This is a genomic window from Annamia dubia NIES-4383, assembly GCF_055394725.1.
Genome location: NZ_AP025630.1, coordinates 3,225,656 through 3,244,794, shown reverse-complemented (window position 1 = coordinate 3,244,794; position 19,139 = coordinate 3,225,656). Strand labels below are relative to the sequence as shown.

14 protein-coding genes and 1 tRNA gene are annotated in these 19,139 nt (G+C 31.8%); 8 read left to right on the top strand and 7 right to left on the bottom strand.

All coding sequences use genetic code 11. The features are described from left to right. Positions 1-135 precede the first annotated feature (135 nt). On the top strand, positions 136-1,839 hold the full coding sequence (locus Anndu_RS14635; protein WP_464101893.1) for a sensor histidine kinase: 1,704 nt from the start codon (positions 136-138) through the stop codon (positions 1,837-1,839). Positions 1,840-1,889: 50 nt separating this feature from the next. On the opposite strand, the gene Anndu_RS14630 is transcribed toward Anndu_RS14635, so the two are convergent. Then, positions 1,890-2,657 (bottom strand): hypothetical protein, encoded by a 768-nt coding sequence (locus tag Anndu_RS14630; RefSeq protein WP_464101892.1) that lies wholly within the window; start codon positions 2,655-2,657, stop codon positions 1,890-1,892. Between the two features lie 347 nt (positions 2,658-3,004). Between Anndu_RS14630 and Anndu_RS14625 the strand changes: the two genes are divergently transcribed. Continuing rightward, a complete protein-coding gene (locus tag Anndu_RS14625) occupies positions 3,005-4,567 on the top strand; it encodes an alternate F1F0 ATPase, F1 subunit alpha (protein WP_464101891.1) in 1,563 nt (520 codons plus the stop codon). 78 nt (positions 4,568-4,645) lie between these two features. Here Anndu_RS14625 and Anndu_RS14620 read toward each other — a convergent pair whose 3' ends face one another. The 4 genes from Anndu_RS14620 to dndC form a co-directional block, all read right to left on the bottom strand. Further along, on the bottom strand, positions 4,646-5,164 hold the full coding sequence (locus tag Anndu_RS14620) for a CPBP family intramembrane glutamic endopeptidase (RefSeq protein WP_464104112.1): 519 nt from the start codon (positions 5,162-5,164) through the stop codon (positions 4,646-4,648). Between the two features lie 138 nt (positions 5,165-5,302). Beyond that, positions 5,303-6,361, bottom strand: a complete 1,059-nt coding sequence (locus tag Anndu_RS14615) for a DUF3326 domain-containing protein (RefSeq protein WP_464101890.1) — start codon at positions 6,359-6,361, stop codon at positions 5,303-5,305. A 79-nt stretch (positions 6,362-6,440) separates the two neighbouring features. Then, positions 6,441-6,530: transfer RNA gene (locus tag Anndu_RS14610), tRNA-Ser, on the bottom strand. Positions 6,531-6,792: 262 nt separating this feature from the next. Beyond that, on the bottom strand, positions 6,793-8,382 hold the full coding sequence (gene dndC, locus Anndu_RS14605) for a DNA phosphorothioation system sulfurtransferase DndC (protein ID WP_464101889.1): 1,590 nt from the start codon (positions 8,380-8,382) through the stop codon (positions 6,793-6,795). Positions 8,383-8,472: 90 nt separating this feature from the next. On the opposite strand from dndC, the gene Anndu_RS14600 reads away from it, so the two are divergent. From Anndu_RS14600 to Anndu_RS14590, 3 genes are all read left to right on the top strand, one after another. Continuing rightward, positions 8,473-9,672: a DNA sulfur modification protein DndB gene (locus Anndu_RS14600; RefSeq protein WP_464101888.1), complete on the top strand. Its 1,200-nt coding sequence runs from the start codon at positions 8,473-8,475 to the stop codon at positions 9,670-9,672. A gap of 275 nt (positions 9,673-9,947) precedes the next feature. Then, positions 9,948-10,853 (top strand): alpha/beta hydrolase, encoded by a 906-nt coding sequence (locus tag Anndu_RS14595; RefSeq protein WP_464101887.1) that lies wholly within the window; start codon positions 9,948-9,950, stop codon positions 10,851-10,853. A 14-nt stretch (positions 10,854-10,867) separates the two neighbouring features. Beyond that, positions 10,868-13,156 carry a heavy metal translocating P-type ATPase gene (locus Anndu_RS14590; RefSeq protein WP_464101886.1) on the top strand — a complete coding sequence of 763 codons (2,289 nt, stop codon included), beginning with the start codon at positions 10,868-10,870 and terminating at the stop codon, positions 13,154-13,156. Between the two features lie 677 nt (positions 13,157-13,833). Here the strand turns inward: Anndu_RS14590 and Anndu_RS14585 are convergent. After that, positions 13,834-14,538 (bottom strand): hypothetical protein, encoded by a 705-nt coding sequence (locus Anndu_RS14585; protein ID WP_464101885.1) that lies wholly within the window; start codon positions 14,536-14,538, stop codon positions 13,834-13,836. Between the two features lie 96 nt (positions 14,539-14,634). Between Anndu_RS14585 and Anndu_RS14580 the strand changes: the two genes are divergently transcribed. Then, the gene (locus tag Anndu_RS14580) at positions 14,635-15,828 is read left to right on the top strand and encodes a 4-hydroxy-3-methylbut-2-enyl diphosphate reductase (protein ID WP_464104111.1); all 1,194 of its coding nucleotides are present in this window, start codon (positions 14,635-14,637) and stop codon (positions 15,826-15,828) included. Positions 15,829-15,863: 35 nt separating this feature from the next. Here Anndu_RS14580 and crtD read toward each other — a convergent pair whose 3' ends face one another. Next, on the bottom strand, positions 15,864-17,372 hold the full coding sequence (gene crtD, locus Anndu_RS14575) for a C-3',4' desaturase CrtD (protein WP_464101884.1): 1,509 nt from the start codon (positions 17,370-17,372) through the stop codon (positions 15,864-15,866). A 355-nt stretch (positions 17,373-17,727) separates the two neighbouring features. On the opposite strand from crtD, the gene Anndu_RS14570 reads away from it, so the two are divergent. After that, positions 17,728-17,982, top strand: coding sequence for a DUF7219 family protein (locus Anndu_RS14570; RefSeq protein ID WP_464101883.1), 255 nt, complete (start codon positions 17,728-17,730; stop codon positions 17,980-17,982). 114 nt (positions 17,983-18,096) lie between these two features. Next, positions 18,097-19,107 (top strand): endonuclease/exonuclease/phosphatase family protein, encoded by a 1,011-nt coding sequence (locus Anndu_RS14565; RefSeq protein WP_464101882.1) that lies wholly within the window; start codon positions 18,097-18,099, stop codon positions 19,105-19,107. Positions 19,108-19,139 lie beyond the last annotated feature (32 nt).

Below are 19,139 nucleotides of genomic sequence, written 5' to 3'. Positions count from 1 at the left end.
CAATACTTTGAGGATTAATTTTTAAAATTGTCAACTGTCAATTGATAATTTGTAGTTAAGATAACTTCAATTGTCTCAATCATGATATATTAAATTTATTGAACCATCAATTAAAATTTTTTAAATTAATCATAAATGAAAACTTTTCCGTTTCCTTTACGAATATCTTTACCTATTATGCTATTTTTCTTGGGTAGCGGTTTAAGTTTGTATGCGTTTTTTGTAGAAGTATCGAAAAGTTATCAACGTCAAGAAAAAGAAGCTATGTCTCAAGTTACTTTTTCTGCTCAACAAACTTCAACTATTTTAGAATATATTTTTCGTAAAACAACAGTTGAAGATCATGATTCAGAAGTTGCTAATGTTATTATTAGTCAAATGGGAAATGATTCTCATATTGAATTAGCAGTTTTATTAGATGAGCAAAATCAAGTAATTTTTTCCACTGATTATCAATTGAAACAAACATCTGTTAAAAATACGATGTTTGCAACAATAATTCCCCAATTACAAGAAGTAAGAAGTAATCAAAAAGCCGATGTAATTGTGGGTAAAAATAAAGATAGTTTAATCGCAATTTATCCTATCTATTTTCAAGCTAAAAAAGGAGAAATTAGACCTTCAAGAGTCGGTTTATTTACTTTTAAATATGACTTATCACAGGGCAAAAAAATCGCTTTTAATGATGCTTTAAATAAAGCTTTACAAATGACAATTGTTGTGATGGGAGCTTGTTTAGTAATTTGGTATTGGTTTTATGAAAGTTGGAAAAAAAGGGCTGATCAATTAGTAAATGTAACTATAAGTTTTGCCCAAGGAAATTTAAGCGATCGCTCAAATTTAATAGGAAAAGATGAATTAGCGCAAATTTCAAAAGCTTTTGATCAAATGGCTGATCAAATTGAAAATGATACCCATATTCTCAAACAATCTAAAATAGAATTAGAATTAAAAGCTGAACAATTAAAAAATACTTTATTAGAATTACAAAAAACTCAAGCTAAATTAATTCAAAATGAAAAAATGTCAAGTTTAGGGGAATTAGTCGCAGGAGTAGCACATGAAATTAATAATCCAGTTAGTTTTATTTATGGTAATTTAGTTCATGCCAATCATTATATTAAAGATTTATTATATTTAATTGAACTTTATGAAAATTACTATCCCCAACCCCATAAAAATATCTTAGATCATAAACAAGAAATAGATTTAGAATTTATGAAAGAAGATTTAATAAAATTAATTAATTCTATGAGAATTGGAACAGAAAGAATCCAAGAAATTGTTAAATCTTTACGCATTTTTTCCCGTTTAGATGAGGCTGAAGTTAAACAAGTAAATATTCATGATGGCATTGATAGCACTTTAATGATTTTAAAACATCGCCTCAAAGCTCAAAATAATCGCCCTGAAATTATTGTTAATAAAAATTATGGAGATTTACCTTTAATTAATTGTTATGCCGGCCAAATTAATCAGGTTTTTATGAATATTTTAGCCAATGCGATCGATGCTTTTGAAGACCAAAAGAAAGATCATACTTTTGAAGAAATTTTAACAGATCCTCATCGAATTAATATTACAACAGAAATAGGTGATCATAATCATATAAAAATTATGATTAGTGATAATGGTTTAGGCATTCCAGAGGCGGTAAAATCTCGTATTTTTGACCCATTTTTTACGACTAAACCTGTAGGAAAAGGCACGGGAATGGGTTTAGCAATTAGTTATCAAATTATCGTAGAAAAACATCAAGGTAAATTAATTTGTCATTCTGAAAATAATCAAGGTACAACTTTTATTATTGAAATTCCCCAAAGTAATGATATTAGTTAGTAGAAACGTAAGATCTTACGTCTCTACAGAATTTAATAAATAAGAAATAATTAAGCACTTTTAAAAAAGCGGATAATTTCCCTAACATGATCTAAAAATTGACTATCTTCTGTTAATTGAGAAATCGCACTTTTAGCCTCATGGGATAACCTTTGATGTGCTACTTCATTATCGGCCTTTGCCTGTTCAATTTTTGCCTTTAAAATAGCTAATTCTTGTTGATTTTTAGTTAATTGTTTTTGTTGTTGAAATAAGAAAGAATCTTCTTTTTCTAAATTAATTTGTGCTAATAAATATTTAACATTTTCTTCTAGTTGATTAACCTTTCCTCTTAACTCAATTACATCTTCCCTCGGATATTTTATTTGTTGACGAATCATCGCTAAACGATTAGCTAAATATTTATAAGTACGCACAGCCGGCCGCAAAAAGGTTAATAATAAAGTAGCAATTGAACTAATATAACCAACTGAACTAATACCCCTTTCTGCAAGGTAATAAAGCCCTACGGCCGATGAAATATGTAAAGCTAAAGCCACAATAACAGCTATTTTTGAAACTTGATTCACATATTGTAATTGTTTGTGATCAACTTTAATCTTTTTCTCTTGTGAAAGATTAGCTTCAGCGATCACTTCCCTTGCATCAAAATAGATATTCCAAGGCACAGTTACAATGATTAATAACCATGAAAAACTAGCAATTCCAATAAACCAATCCACAAAATTACCAACAGGAATATGTAGCCATTGTAAAACAGCATAAGCAATTAAAGCTAAAATTCCTAAACCGCAACTAATACCAACATAAACAAACATTTTTTCACCTCTTAATTATTGGATCATTAAGTTAACAATTGATATTTTGATTATGTTAAATTGAATTTAAAAATAGAATTAGACTGTGATACTTTCTCAATTTACACAATCAAAAATTTTTGCACCAAACCCTAAACAGTTGGGGTATCTAATCCCAATTTACTTAAGATTTAATTATCTTACATTTTGAGTTAAAATTTATTAATTATCTTATTAAAATAATGTGACAATTAAAAATTTGTCTTTTAATTTAATCAATTTATATTTTGAGACTGGATGCTTTATAATGAATTTATCAATCAAATATCATTTCTAAATAACCAATAACAAAAAGTTTAAATTAATTTATGAATGATCAAACTTCTCCCCTCCAAAATATTTTAAATACAACTTTTGATACTGTAGAAAAAGTCATTAAAAATTATTCTCCTGAGTTAGAATTTCAGGAAATTGGTATTATTAAATCTTTAGGTAATGGTATTGCTAGAATAGACGGTTTAATGGGTGTAAAAGCGGAAGAATTAGTGCTATTTCCACATAATTTATTAGGTTTAGCTTTCAATCTTGATCCAACGGAAGTGGGGGTTATTTTATTAGGAGAAAGTGATAATTTGAAAGCAGGTGATAAAGTTAGACGCACAGGGCGAGTTTTGGATGTTCCCGTTGGTTTTGACTTGATCGGGCGAGTTCTTACTCCTACGGGCATTCCCTTAGATCATCAAGGGGCAATTCAAGGGGAAACTCGTTTTAATGTGGAACGTCCTGCTAAGGGGATTATGGAGCGTTCTGCGGTTACTGAGCCTCTACAAACGGGTATTAAAGTGATTGATGCCCTTATTCCCATCGGAAAGGGTCAAAGGGAGTTAATTTTGGGTGATCGCCAGACAGGAAAAACGGCCATTGCTTTAGATACGATTATTAATCAGAAAAGTAAGAATATCCTCTGTATTTACTGTGCGATCGGGCAAAGAAGCGCGGCGATCGCCAAGTTAATAGCCGATTTAAAAGAATATGATTGTTTAGATTATTGTACCGTTGTAGTTACAACAGGAGACGATCCCCCCGGACTCCAATATATCGCACCTTATGCCGCCACCTCGATGGCTGAATATTGGATGGAAAAAGGAAACGATGTGTTAATTATTTATGATGATTTAACTAATCATGCGAGGGCTTACCGAGAACTTTGTTTATTATTGCGCCGCCCTCCTGGCCGAGAAGCTTATCCTGGGGATATTTTCTATATTCATTCCCGTTTATTAGAGCGTTCTACCCATTTAAAAGAGGATTTAGGTGGCGGATCATTAACAGCTTTACCCATTGTTGAGACAGAAGCTCAGAATTTATCAGCTTATATTCCCACTAATTTAATTTCAATTACCGATGGACAAATTTATCTTTCCCCTGAATTATCACAAAAAGGGATTTTACCCGCCGTTGAAGTGGGGCGATCAGTCTCAAGGGTAGGGGGAAAAACTCAGTTAAACGCTTATCGAAAGGTGGCCGGGGCGTTAAGATTATCCTATTCTCAATTTCAGGAATTAGAAGTTTTTGCCCGTTTTGGCACTCGTTTAGATCCACAAACTCAGAAAATTTTAGAAAGGGGAAAAAGGCTCAGGGAAGTATTTAAACAGGATCAATATCAACCTTTAAGTGCGGGGGAGCAAATCGCTATTTTGTTTGCTTTAAATCAGGGAATTTTTGATGATATTTCTTTGGAAAAAATGAAAGAAGCTCAAGTTTTTGTTATTAAATTATTGAAAGAAAATTTATCAGAAATTGCTCAAAAAATTGAAGCTGGAGAAATTTTTACTACTGAAGATCAAAATAGTTTATTAAGATTATTAAATCTACAAATATTTGATAATCTAAAATTAGATCAGTTCAATTTATTAAATGATCACTATTAGCCTTGAAATTAATTTTATTGCTAACATTATAAATTATCCAGTTTTTTATAATTTGTGATTAATTAATCTTAATCGGTGCTAGGAAATATGTTTTAATTTCCACATAATACTGGAAACCCAATTAGTTATAATATGGGCGATAATTGGTACTAATAAATTGCCTGTTTGAATAGCACTCAAACCCAAAATAAAACCGACTAAAGTCGCCCAAATTACATAGGGTTTTTGTCCTTTTCCACTATAATGTAAAACCCCAAAAATGATACTTGAAATAATTAAAGCTAAGGTATTTGTGCCAAATGCTGATAGCATTACGCCTCTAAATAATAATTCTTCACTTAAGCCCGGTAATAAGCCTAACCAGACTAAATCTATCCAAATTAAAGGTTTAACTACTAATTCTAAATAATAATCTGCACTAACACGATAAGCTTCCCAAAAATGATAAATTAAACTGCTTAAAATACTAATAATTATTGATAATCCAATCCCCATTAAAAGGGCATTTTGATTAAAGGTAATCGTGAGAATTGTTATTTTACCAAAATACGTCCAAGTTTTAGCTATTACTAATAAAACAATGGCTGTTACTCCCATTAATACTAAGATCTGTGTACGGCTGAATTTTTCAAAATCTTGATCAGGTTGATTAGAATTAGTCACGATTGTTACCTAGAAAATAAAATTTAAGTTGATTTAATTATACTTGACAATATTTGACTTTTTTTGATGTTATTAAACTTTATAATGAATTGAGTCAATTTTAGGCCGTAAAGCTTGAAAATTAATTCCCGCTCGATCGCTAACTAATACTCCTAATGCTTCTAAATAGGAGTTGACTTCGATCGCTTTAATACCTAGATCCTTGGCTTTAACATTGAGTTTAGTTTGATTATCTTTAACGGTAATAATTTTCAAATCTTTATTTTGACTTAAACTTAAAATAGCACTACCGCCACAGGCATTTTCAGGAATAATTAAAGCATCTATTTCATCCGCCCAAATTACTTGGGAATTATTACAATTTTGACGATTAATTACATATTGAGGGGCTTGATTTAAACCAACTAAAACACAAGGTAAAAAGGTAAAACCTAATTCCTCGGCGGCGGATCTGGGGGAAATACTTGCATCTAAAGGTAAAGGGCGCAAGGCCGGAGCATGGGCGCAAGGAATTTGAAATTGTCTGACTATTAAATGGGAAATGATCGCCTCCGCCCCTGCAATGGGATCAACCCCCACTCCCTGACGGTAATTTTGTAATGTTTCGCTTTCTGTTTCGTCTGGAAACCTTGTTACTACAGCGATCGCATTAATTCCATTATTAATGACTTTTTCAGAGGCTCTTAAAAGGGAGTCAGGATTGCCGATCGTTCCCCAACTAGCACCGGATTGTGCTAGTCTTAATTCAATATTTAAAGGCTGATCGGTAATGATATATTGTTCGATCGCTATGCCTAAAGTAGCTCTGAGGGCATCAGTTGCCTGTAAATGACGTAATTTTAAATCATCTTCAATCCCTTGATCTAAAATTAATCCTATTTTATTCTGATTTACTAATCTTAATCCCCAGTTATTAGAAGCGAATTGATCTAAGGCATAACCCTCTACATAAAGAGTATTAGGTGAATTAAAATATAATTGAGCGCCATTTAATACATTAGGATGGGTGATCAGGCGATCGCAAACTTGAGAGATGGCTTTAGCTACGGGAATGGCATCACCCGCATAACCGCCAATGGAAGCACCCACGCCCGTGGGAATAATTAAAACCACAGTATAATTATTTTTCATAATTATAAAAATATCTAAAAATCTTGAGCCAACAAGCTTTGACAAGACAGTACAATCAGTTTTAAAAATCAGTTTTAAACGGAGAGGGAGGGATTCGAACCCTCGATGGAGCTTTTAACCCCATAACTCCTTAGCAGGGAGCCGCTTTCAACCGCTCAGCCACCTCTCCAAGAAGGAAGTGTTCTTATCTTACCATAACTTTTTAAAAAAGGGAAGTCTTTTGCTGAAAATTTTTTTTTTAGCTCCCCGATCCCCCTTAGCAGGGTGTTTTCAAAGTCAAATTTTATGATCTGTGTCATTTTTTGATCATAAAAAATTAAAAATTTAAAAAAAGGGATAATTTATAACAAAAAATAGTTCAATTTATTGAACTAATAATTATATTTTAATCCCCACTTTAACAACACCCTGAGAGAAGGCGAAGGGCAAGGTTATTCCTCAAATTGAGGAAATTTTAACATTCCCCAAGTTTGTTCTTGAATTTTGGGTTGATCTTCGATTTTTTCCCCTTCAATAATACGTTTAATTTTATCAAAATCAGTCTCTTGAATTGCCTGTTTTAAATTACGTTTTTGATGGGCATTAGCAATAGCTTCTTCCTTATTTCGAGAACTGGTATCAAAACATCTTTCTAACTCTTGAATAATACCAACCCGCCGAGATTTTGTGAAAAATTGTCGCTCCGTATCTAATAATTTACTCATTAATTCTAAATACATTTGATCACCACAAATTTCGGCTAAAATTTCCCATTCTTCAGGCCCTAAGACCATTCTTTGATCTCGCAAACGAGTATCTTTAAATTCCTCTCCCATTACTTCTTGATAAATGCGAGGCAAACTATCATCAAATTCGTGTTTTTCTTCTAACCAAATTTTACGAATTTCGCTTAATTCGCCGTGAGTTATTAAAGTTATATCTTTAAATTCTTCAGGAGCATTTTCCCTAAGTTTAACCTGTGCTTCTAACACTTTTCTTAACCAATATTCCCTTGCTTCTTTAGTATAGGGGCCGGGTACGGGTTCAACATTTGTCTTTCCTTTCCCTAAATTTCTTTCAAATAGTTGAACAGTTCCCCAAATGCGTCTAAAATCTCTTTTAGATCGATCATCTTGAATATCTAATTCATTACGAATATCAGATAAAGGTTGTAACCATTCTTTTTCCACATCATTTTGGATCATCGCTTCCATTGATTTATCTTTATTAACTAATGTACAAACCCAACAGCCAAAACGAGAATCTCCACAACTAGGAGTTGAAGTATCCACCACTAAAGGGCATTCATTATCTTGTGTCGCACCCCTATACATATTAAATAAATCTTGATTACTATAGCCCCAAGGGTTTTCCCACTGCATTAAATAAAGCCAAACTTCATCATTGCGCCAATCTTCGATCGGACTATAAACAAATGAATTAATCAGTGTACTATTAGGACTAAGCCGATCTCGTGATCTTCTAGCTTCATGTTTTTTCATACTGGCCGCACGATTAGCACTTTCAGCTTTGCGAATGCCCAAAATTAAAATTGTTTCTCCATTATCTCGCACTACTTTACGAATAAAATTGTTAGAAGGATCAATTTTTAAACGGCTAGTACACCAACGAAACTTTGTATTAGGGGCTGGATAGCCTTTGCCGATTAATTGAACCCAATAGGTCTTTTCTACTTCTGGATATAGTAAATTAGGTATAAACGGCATATTTTGCTCTTGTGCCGATATTTCCATTCTTTGATGAGATTTTTTTACCCAAGCCGAAACAATGGGATTTTCTACTAATGTATCTGTGGTAATCACATAAACTTTTTTATGTCTTTTTTCAGGGGGAAGTTTAGCGATCGCATTCCAAACAAGTTGTAAAGTAGCAGTGGAATCTTTACCGCCACTATAGCCTAAAACCCAAGGAATTTGATCACCACAGTATAACTCTTGTATTTCTTGAGTTAAAAATTCCACTTCTTCTATAAATTCTTCTACAGTGCGGGGAGGAAATAATATTGCTTGTTGACTTGTCATAATTAAAAATTCGTATATTTTCGGTTGTAGATGGGATCATTTAATGATTATTATTATAATAAATATTATTATTAAATTAGGTTAAATTATATGTCACAAATTGATCAACTTCAAATTGAATTAATCAACCAACTTAATAATGCCCTTGCTTCCTATGTAGCGAAATATTATCGAGATAATTTTTATTTAGGGCTATCTTTTGAGCAGGGCAAACGAAAAATGATCCAAATTAATGTACCTGCCAATCGTTTACCTACTCTTTTACAAGCAAAACCATCTCATGGCAATGATCCCGACTCTGGGAAAAATCGCCCTGTGATCAAAAATCATGCGAAAGAGGTTAAAGAATATTTATTAAAAAGAATTCAACAAGATAAACCTTGGATTTTAGGTACATTAACAGCTAATGTAAATCCTGATGATATAAAAATAGTAGAAATTGGTTGGGGGTTATGTTTTGTGATTATTCCCAGTGGTACAATGTTAGATATTACCGATGGGCAACATCGAAAAACAGCCATTCAAGAATTAATTACTAGCCCTGATGCTAAATTAATTGGACAAGATAATTTTCCTATCACTTTAGTATTAGAAGAAAGTCAAAGCCAGTGTCAAACTGATTTTAGAGATATGGCACAAACTAAACCTCTTGATACAACTTTATTATTATCTTTTGGTATATTTGAAGGGCAAGTTGGTATTACGAAAAATATACTTGAGCAAGTGCCAATCTTTAAGGATAAAACCTCAAAAGTTAAAGGAGCTTCTACCAGTAAACACAAATTAATTTATACTACTAATTTTGTGGCAAAAATGGTTAGTTGTGCTTTTACCAATGATCCCCAAAATCAACTTGAAGATTATAATGTAGAAAGTTCAACGGAAATATTAGTCAGTGCTTTAAATCAATTTTTCTCTGAATGTAATGATACAAGAAAAATATTTGAAACTCCTATCGAAGATTTAAAAGTTGAGGAAATTAAGGAGTTTATAGATACTTGTATTTTAGGAAGAAGTGTTGGTTTAGAAATTTTAGGAAAACTTCTTTATTGTACTTATGACAAAGAAAATAATCGTTTTTCACCTGAAAAAGTCTCTCAAATTTCTCAACTTAATTGGTTAAAAAATGGTCATATTTGGCAAAATAGCGTAGTAAAATTTGATGCTAATAATAATAAAAATCCTTATCAAATAACTGCGAATATAACTTCTATAAAAATAGCAGTTAATAACGCTAAAATAGCTTTAGGATGGATAATTTTACCAGAACAACAAGAAATTAATCTTTAAATTTGCTGATGATTTAAACATAATTGAACAATTAATAAATCTGTAGGGGCATGACTTCCTTAACTTAAATATTATCATGCCCCTACAATTTTAAATTAATAATTCCCATTCATAAATAATGACGCTATAATAAGACTATTATTCAAGTTCACTATAAATTTATCAATCAAAAAAACTTAAATAAAGTATAATTCTACTTTTAAGCATTGACAATTGATAGTTGATAGTAAACAATTAACAAATAAAAGTTATTAATAATAATAAATAGATTAATTATGGCAGAAAAATTTTTTAAAAATGATCAAGAAGGTTGGTATCATGACCCCGGATTTTGGGGCGGTTTTTTTCATACTTATAATCAATTAAATTTACCTCCCCATTCACCCCATAAAATTCATATTTTTCTGCCTAGAAATTATGAAGTTAGTCAAGAATATTACCCAGTTTTATATCTTAATGATGGGGATACCGCTTTTTTTGAAGGTGGGGCTTATCATAAATCATGGCAAATAGGACAGTTATTAAGTCGTTTATATTTAAGTAATCAAATTAGAAAAATAATTGTTGTAGCAATTTGTCCAAATAATCGTGATTATGAATATACTCATGCTCCAGTTTATCAAAAAGATTGGGGCGGTTTAGATGATTATGCACGATATTTAGCCCACAGTGTTAAGCCTTTTATTGATCATAATTATCGCACTTTAACTGATGGAAAATATAATCTAATTTTAGGCTCATCTCATGGCGGTTTGGCCGCTTTTTATACCTCTACAAAATACCCTGAACAATTTAATAATGTAGCGGCTTTATCTCCTTCTTTTTGGGTGGGTTTAGATTCAATTATGGACGCATCTTTATTAAATATTTCTAATAGTTTTTTTGGCTCTTTAGAGGCTTGTTCTTTAATTTTTAATGTGCGTAATACTTTAATTAATCCTAATCAAAGATTGAAAATTTATTTAGATTGGGGTTTAATCAGAGAGGGAGGAAATCATAATGCTTTTTTAGAAGAAAGAAGCACCACTAGAGGGCGAGAAATGAAGGATTTATTAATACATCAATTTGGTTATAAATTAGGAGAAAATTTATTTGTGGTGGAAGATCCTCTAGGGGAACATACTGAAGAATCATGGCGCAATAGAACAGAAAATATTTTAAAATTATTTTTTAGTTATTAAAATTAATTGATAATATGAGTAAACAAAAAGAATTTTTAAAAATAGAAGGAATGGGTTGTGCGGCTTGTGCTATTACCATCGAAAAAACCTTACAAAAAATAGAAGGAATTAAGCAATGTCAAGTTAATTTTGCTTTGGCACAAGCAGTAGTAATTTATGATAGTAATAAAGTTAATTTAACTCAGATTCAACAAGGGGTAATTAAAGCAGGTTATCAAGCTTTTCCCCTAGCTCAATCTTTATCAGAACAAGCAGATCAAAATAATATTTTGGGAGAAAAACAAGAACAAATATTATTTAAAAAGTTAGTATTATCAAGTATTATTAGTATTATTTTAATCGTGGGAATGTTACCCATGATGTTAGGTTTAAATCTTGATTTTATTCCCCATTGGTTACATGATCCTTGGCTACAATTAAGCTTAAGTACCCCCGTTTTATTTTGGTGTGGAAATGGTTTTTTTTCAGGTGCAATTAAAGCTTTTAAACGTGGTTCTTCTGATATGAATACTTTAGTTGCTTTAGGAACAGGATCGGCCTATTTTTATTCTTTAATTATTACTTTATTTCCCGATCTTTTTAAAAATCAAGGTTTAAAAACTGAAGTTTATTATGAATCGGCCGTTGTTATTATTACCTTAATTTTGTTGGGGAAACTATTAGAAACTAAAGCCAAAAAACAAACTTCTTCTGCTATTAAAAAGTTAATTGGTTTACAGGCAAAAACCGCCAAAGTGATCCGAGAAAATCAAGAAATAGATCTACCTTTTGAAGATGTGATGGTAGGGGATCTGATTTTAGTGCGCCCAGGAGAAAAAATCCCTGTAGATGGTAAAATTATTGAGGGAATATCTACTATTGATGAGTCTATGGTGACGGGTGAACCTATGCCCGTTAAAAAATCGGTGAATGATGACGTTATAGGCTCAACAATTAACAAAAATGGTACTTTTAAATTCAGAGCAGAAAAAGTAGGAAAAGATACTTTACTCGCTCAAATTGTGCAATTAGTTCAAAATGCTCAAAATAGTAAAGCTCCCATTCAGAAATTAGCCGATCGCATTACTGAGTTTTTTGTGCCTGTGGTGATGATCATTGCGATCATAACTTTTTTAATTTGGTTAATTTTCGCTCAAAATTTAACTTTAGCCCTTGTCAATGCCGTCAGTGTGCTAATTATAGCCTGTCCCTGTGCTTTAGGTCTAGCTACCCCCACCTCCATCATGGTGGGGACGGGAAAAGGGGCTGAACACGGCATTTTGATTAAAGATGCCCAAAGTTTAGAGTTAGCCCATCAACTTAATACAATTGTATTAGATAAAACCGGAACTATGACAGAGGGAAAACCCACTGTTACTAATTATATAACCGTTTCAGGGCTTACTGATAGTAATGAGTTAAAATTATTAAGATTAATAGCATTTTTAGAGAAAAACTCAGAACATCCTCTAGCGGAATCAATTGTTAATTATGCTTTAGATCAAAGAGCGATTCATCAAAATGATCAACCTCAATCTTTAGAAAGTTTTGAAGCCATTGTAGGAAAAGGGGTTCAAGGTTATGTTGAACATAAATTGATTCAGATGGGAAAGCAACAATGGTTAACAGAATTGGGCATTAAAACAGAGGATTTAGAGGATTATGGCGTACAATGGGAACAGGAGGCAAAAACAACGGTTTGGATCGCTGTAGATGGTGTATTTCAAGGTTTAATTGCCATTTCTGATCAGATTAAATCATCTTCTTTTTCTGCTATTAATAATTTACAAAAAATGGGTTTAGAAGTGGTGATGTTAACGGGAGATAATCGCCATACCGCTAGAGCAATCGCTGATCAAGTGGGCATTGAGCGTATTTTTGCCCAAGTGTTGCCTACCCAAAAGGCTGAGATTATTCGAGATTTACAGCAGGAAAACTATAATCATAAAACTCTGAAAAAAGTGGCAATGGTGGGAGATGGGATTAATGATGCCCCCTCTCTGGCACAGGCTGATCTGGGTATTGCGATCGGCACGGGTACGGATATTGCGATCGCCGCCAGTGATATTACCTTAATTTCTGGTAATTTAGAGAGTATTGTGACGGCGATCAAACTGAGTCGAGCGACTATGAAAAATATTAGACAAAATTTATTTTTTGCTTATATTTATAATATTTTAGGCATTCCTATTGCGGCCGGGATCTTATATCCCATTTTACAAATACAATTAAATCCGATGATTGCGGGAGGTGCGATGGCTTTTAGTTCTTTTTCTGTGGTAACTAATGCGTTAAGATTAAGAAATATATCAATAAATCATTGACAATTGACAATTAATAATTTAATAATTAATAATTAATAACTACTAACTAATAATTAATTTATACTTTTTTTGAGCGTTGAGCTAAGGTTAATAAAAGATAAATCACAATTAAGTATAAAATGGCGATCGCCGGAATGACAATTTGTAAATTATTAAAAATCATAGTTTTTGAGAGGAGAAAATAAAGATATAATTTAAGAAGATTAATCTGATGTATTTAGAAAAATTTACAGATAAAAACCTCTGATTATGCTAAAGAAAATCAGAGTTTTAACCAGTAAGCAAAACCCTTAATTTAGTTATTATTTTAATTTAATAACTAAAATTTGGATCGGTTAACAATTGACAATTAAAAAATTTATTGTCAACTTTTTATTGACTTTTTATTGATTATTTTTATAATTTAATAAACCTTTTAAATTCAGAAAATTTAAGAGTTAAATAAATCTGATTTAAAATTTTTTTCATTTATTAAATTATGGTCAATTTTTTAGTTGTTTATTTAATTTTCTTGAGTCTTTTTCTGTTGCCCAATCCCATTTTTAGAATATCATAGTCTTGATCTTTAGGAAATAGGTTTTTGAGCATTTTTGAAAAAAATGTTTTAATAAATTTTCTGACTTAATCAACTAACTTTTTAAGTTATAGTTAAGAGTTTTTTATTATTTTAAAATAGTTTAATTAAATAATTCAAGCATAATTGACAGTCTACTATCTTGATCAGCTTTAGAATTTTGTTTTTCAATTTCTGTAGATAGTCTCAAATGTGGAGTTAGGGCGTAACTTACGGCTAAGTTAGTGATCCCGACTTCATTTTCCCCTCCAGGAGAAATAAAATTTTGACTTAATGAAAGATCAGCCCCCCCCAAGGGCGATAGGGCGAAATTAACTTTTGCTCCCACTTTGACCCCATCGGTGTTATAATTGTCACTCTCAATATAACGATAACCGATGGAGGGGGCGAGATTAAGATAATTTCCCAAGGGTAAAACGTAATAACGGGCTTCCATGCCGGCCGCTTCTCTGGTGTTGTCAAAGGAGGCGTAATAGTCGGCGCTGACAGTTAAAGGGGTTTTTCCGATAAATAGATCTTCTATCCCGATATTCCAGCCACTGCGATCGCCTGATGAGGGAAAAAAAGAATATCCCGCTCTAATACGAGTGGGAAAACTAGGCGTAGAGCGAATTTCCTCTAAAATATTAGGAATTTGATTTTGCCACCGTTGTAAAACTGGACTACTTTCAATAATTTCGGGGGCTAAGTCTAAATTTTCCACTATACCCTGCTCCTGTGCTGATACGGTTGTTACTAGACCTAAACTAAAACAAAAAGCACAAGTTAACCTATAAGCCAATTGATTGAGATTGAAAAATTGAATCATATTTTTGATCATAACAGCACAGAGTATAATAGTTATCATTAAGTCTAAAAAAAAAGTTAACATAATTTCGGTAAAATCACCATGACTATTGATCAAATGAATACCAAAAGTTTTAAAAGAGAATTGCAAAAATCTGACAACTATCATCGCAAAGGCTTTGGCCATGGGGAAGAAGTTGCTGGAATGTTAAACTCTGAATATCAAAGTAGTTTAATTCAAGAAATTCGCAATAATAATTATTCTTTAAAACGGGATAATATCACCATCAGATTAGCAGAATCTTTTGGCTTTTGTTGGGGTGTAGAAAGAGCGGTCGCTATGGCTTATGAAACTCGTCAACATTTCCCCAATGAGAAGATTTGGGTAACAAATGAAATTATCCATAATCCTTCTGTCAATAACCGTTTAATGGAAATGAATGTTAATTTTATTAATCTGAAGGAAGGGGTAAAAGACTTTTCAGTAGTGGAACAGGGCGATGTGGTAATTTTACCCGCTTTTGGTGCTACTATTAATGAAATGAAAATTTTAAAGGATAAAAATTGTACAATTGTAGATACAACTTGTCCTTGGGTTTCTAAAGTTTGGAACTCCATTGAAAAGCATAAAAAACAAGATTATACTTCTATTATTCATGGTAAATATAAGCATGAAGAAACAGTGGCTACTAGCTCTTTTGCTAATAAATATTTAGTGATTTTAAACTTAGATCAAGCTAATTATGTTTGTAATTATATTTTATTTGGCGGTGACAAAGAAGAATTTTTAACTAAGTTTAAAAATGCCTATTCTGAGGATTTTGATCCTGATACTGATTTAATCAAAGTAGGAATTGCAAATCAAACTACAATGTTAAAGAGTGAAACTGAGCAAATTGGGAAATTATTTGAGCAAACTATGATGAAAAAATATAGTCCCACTAAGATTAATGAGCATTTTATGAGTTTTAATACCATTTGTGACGCTACCCAAGAACGTCAAGATGCCATGTTTGACTTAGTAGAGCAGGATTTGGATTTAATGGTAGTGATCGGAGGCTTCAATTCCTCTAATACCACCCATTTACAAGAAATTGCGATCGAGCATGGTATTCCCTCCTATCATATTGATAGTGCCGATCGCATTAAAGAAAATAATTTTATTGAACATCAACCCCTCAGTGGAGAGTTACAATTAACTCCTAATTGGCTACCAAAAAGAGATTTAGTAATCGGAGTAACTTCCGGTGCTTCAACTCCCGATAAAGTAGTTGAGGATGTAATTGAAAATATTTTTGCTTATAAAAGTTAGTTATTGGTAATTTGTTAACAATCAATTAATAATTATCAATTATCAATTATTTGAACGGCCATTAAAGCAGAATAACTGACACCGGCCGTTCCCTCTCCGGGATGGGTAGAGTCGCCCACTAAAAATAAATTTCGCCAAGGGGTACGAGTGCCAAAAGCAAAAGGAGCAAAAGTTGAAATTCGTTGTCCCACACCGCCGACAAAGCCTTTTTCCCTAGCAGTAAATTTAGCAAAAGTTCGGGGTGTTGCTACTTCTTGAACAATGATATTTTCCGATGTTAAATTAAAGTATTTTCCTAATTTTAATAAAGCTTCTTGAGTGTATTTTTCTTTCAATTGTTGATAGATTGTAAAATCATTTGTCCACCATTGATCCACATTGGTAAAAGAAGAAGCAATAATTGTTCTTTTACCTTTTGGCGCTCTACCATCATCACTTTTACTAACAGAAACAAACAGGGAATTATTCTCACCAATTTCTTTATTATAATCATATAAAAACTGTAAATGAGGAGGACAATTTTTAGGAACGGCTTGATCTTCTACTCCCAAATATAACACAAATGCCCCCGAAGGTTGCTCTAATTTTTTAACTCTTTTCTGATATAAATTTTGGGCTTGATTTAACTTATAATTATCATCTACTTTAATCATTTTAATTAAGTTTTGTACGGGTACATTTGCAATAATATAATCAGCTTGATCGGTTAATCTTTCTTGATTTTTTTGCTTAATAATTGTTACTTGATTTACTTTATGAGAATTATAATAAATCTGCTCAACTTGATGGCCAAAATATATTTTTCCCCCATATTTTTTTAATCCTTCTATCAGGCGATCGCTTAATATTTGCATACTACCTAATAAATGGGATAGGCCTTGAGGGGCTTGAGACACCGCCAAAGCAGTGGCCGCATAAAGTAAAGCCGTTTCATCGGCATTAACTTGGGAATAAAGTTTTAATTGTAAATCTAAAAAAGTTTTTAATCTTTTATTATCATAAAGATTATATAATTTTAAAGCATCACCAACCGTCATTAAACTAAAAGGCACAGTTATTAAAGTATTTAACCGGAGAGCTTTTACCAATTGGGTTAGATCCCAAAAAGTAGCAGGGGGTAAAATCGGATCACGCCCTTGAAACTCCCAACTTACCTTAAACAACTGGTGTAATAATTGCCAAAAAGGTTCACTTCCGGGAAACTGTTGTTGTCTTTCCTGTTGCCATTGCTGAGGATTGCGCCAAACATTAATCGGCTCACTTTCCTCTGGTAGAAAAACCCCACAGGCGGGATCACAGGGAATAGACTCAGGAAGCTCAATATTTAACTCAGAAAAAATCCGATGGTGAATACCGCCTTTTTCTAATCCTGCTACTTGAGTAGCCCCCACATCGAAAATAAAGCCTTTCCTTTGAAAAGTAGAAGCACAGCCCCCCGCCATGAAAGCCTGTTCATAAATAGTCACTTCATAGCCTTTTTTCGCTAATAACGCTCCGGCCGTTAAGCCTCCGATTCCCGCACCGATGATAATAATTTTTGACATAAATTATAATTTATTTTTTAAATTTTAATTAAATAAAAAAATATTTAGCTCTGTTTTTTGCAATAATAAAAAATATTTAGAAATTTATTAACAACTAAATAATAAGAAAAAATGAGATCGAACTAAAACCAAAAGCAATACTCAAAAATTAGAAACATTAGAAAAATAAATGATATAATTGTTGTATCAAAAAAGATATTGATTAAGCCTATCATAATTTTTGCATAAATTTATCAATAATTTGATCAAATTAGAGTTAATCTGATTACTAAAAAAATTATCTATTTTGGCTTTAAAACTCTATTAATAAAAATAAATTAATATTCAATACAAATAAGAGGATAACAAGGCTAACATGACATCAGAAAATGACAAAAATCAATTTATTTATCCCAGACGAAAATATTATGGTGAATTTACACCTGAAAACTTAATGTTTAATGCAAATTTACAAGAATTTGCTCAAAAAGTTAGTTATATCTGTAACTTAGAAACAGCAGGGAAAATTAACACTAATTATGCCTATCAAGAGATTAAAAAATTATGGAAACAATTGAAAAAAAGCAAAAAAGAATTAGGCATAGGAGAAACAGAATCTGAATCAAATTAAATTAATAGATTCAAAATTTAACTGAAGCTTCCGATTTTTAATTAGTCGGAAGTTTGATATTTATTAATTTTAATGTTATAATTATTAATTGTCAATAATTTAACTAAAAATTTTATGTCTAATCAAAATCATCGTTTAATTACTTATAATGTTTTATCTAGTCATTTGTGTGAACCTGATTATTTTAAATCTTGTAATCCTCAACATTTAAAACCGGAATTAAGATTAAAGAAACTTATTAATAAGTTAACTCCTGAACTGGCCAAAAAAACAATCATTTGTTTACAAGAAATATCCCTTTTATGGGCGGGGGAATTACACCGTTTTTTCGCTAAAAATAACTATTATTTGATCACGGGTTTATATGGTAAGTCAAATAACGGTTATATGGGCGTAGCAGTAGCTTATCCCCTTGATCAATATGAAATTTTAGAGGTAAAAATTGAGCGTTTAAGTGATAGCCGTAACTGGAAAAATTTAAGACAAGGTGAGGTTAAATATCGTAAATTTTTACAGAATATTAGTAATTTATTAAAATTGAAAAAAAATCTAAAACATCCTCAAGATTATGCCCAAACTAGATTTAATCAATTTGTATTTTTGAAATTAAAAGATCGCCATTCTCAAGAAATATTTTGTGTGGCCAATTATCATATGCCTTGTATGTTTTTTGTCCCTCAAGTAATGACAATTCATGTGGCAATGATCGCTCAAAAAGTTCAAGAATTAGCCCAAGAATATCAATTTATTTTAGCAGGAGATTTTAATATTCGCCCCCATAGCCCCCAATATCAATTATTAACCAATGGCCGATTAGAAACAACTAATTCTGACTATCCTTTATTATTAAAAAATGATCCTTGGCTTCCCGATTTAAAATATGGTTTAAAAAGTGCATATTTTGAATTTTTAGGCAAAGAACCTGAAGTAACTAATTATTCTAAAGTTAAAGATAAAGAACCTTTTGTTGATACTTTAGATTATATTTGGTTATCCCCTAATTGGCAAGTTCAATCTATTATTAATTTACCTAAGAAAGAGGAACTAAAATCATTTTTACCTAATGAAGATGAACCTTCTGATCATCTATTATTAGGGGGTGATTTTGCTTTAAAATCTTCATAATCTTGAGCAATTTTGTGATTAGTTTCTGATGA

Coding starts and splice junctions, on each gene's coding strand:
- Anndu_RS14565 (WP_464101882.1), top strand. CDS start 18,097: ATGTCTAATCAAAATCATCGTTTAATTACTTATAATGTTTTATCTAGT.
- Anndu_RS14570 (WP_464101883.1), top strand. CDS start 17,728: ATGACATCAGAAAATGACAAAAATCAATTTATTTATCCCAGACGAAAA.
- Anndu_RS14635 (WP_464101893.1), top strand. CDS start 136: ATGAAAACTTTTCCGTTTCCTTTACGAATATCTTTACCTATTATGCTA.
- Anndu_RS14585 (WP_464101885.1), bottom strand. CDS start 14,538: ATGATTCAATTTTTCAATCTCAATCAATTGGCTTATAGGTTAACTTGT.
- Anndu_RS14620 (WP_464104112.1), bottom strand. CDS start 5,164: ATGGGAGTAACAGCCATTGTTTTATTAGTAATAGCTAAAACTTGGACG.
- dndC (WP_464101889.1), bottom strand. CDS start 8,382: ATGACAAGTCAACAAGCAATATTATTTCCTCCCCGCACTGTAGAAGAA.
- Anndu_RS14595 (WP_464101887.1), top strand. CDS start 9,948: ATGGCAGAAAAATTTTTTAAAAATGATCAAGAAGGTTGGTATCATGAC.
- Anndu_RS14625 (WP_464101891.1), top strand. CDS start 3,005: ATGAATGATCAAACTTCTCCCCTCCAAAATATTTTAAATACAACTTTT.
- Anndu_RS14630 (WP_464101892.1), bottom strand. CDS start 2,657: ATGTTTGTTTATGTTGGTATTAGTTGCGGTTTAGGAATTTTAGCTTTA.
- Anndu_RS14615 (WP_464101890.1), bottom strand. CDS start 6,361: ATGAAAAATAATTATACTGTGGTTTTAATTATTCCCACGGGCGTGGGT.
- Anndu_RS14600 (WP_464101888.1), top strand. CDS start 8,473: ATGTCACAAATTGATCAACTTCAAATTGAATTAATCAACCAACTTAAT.
- Anndu_RS14590 (WP_464101886.1), top strand. CDS start 10,868: ATGAGTAAACAAAAAGAATTTTTAAAAATAGAAGGAATGGGTTGTGCG.
- Anndu_RS14580 (WP_464104111.1), top strand. CDS start 14,635: ATGAATACCAAAAGTTTTAAAAGAGAATTGCAAAAATCTGACAACTAT.
- crtD (WP_464101884.1), bottom strand. CDS start 17,372: ATGTCAAAAATTATTATCATCGGTGCGGGAATCGGAGGCTTAACGGCC.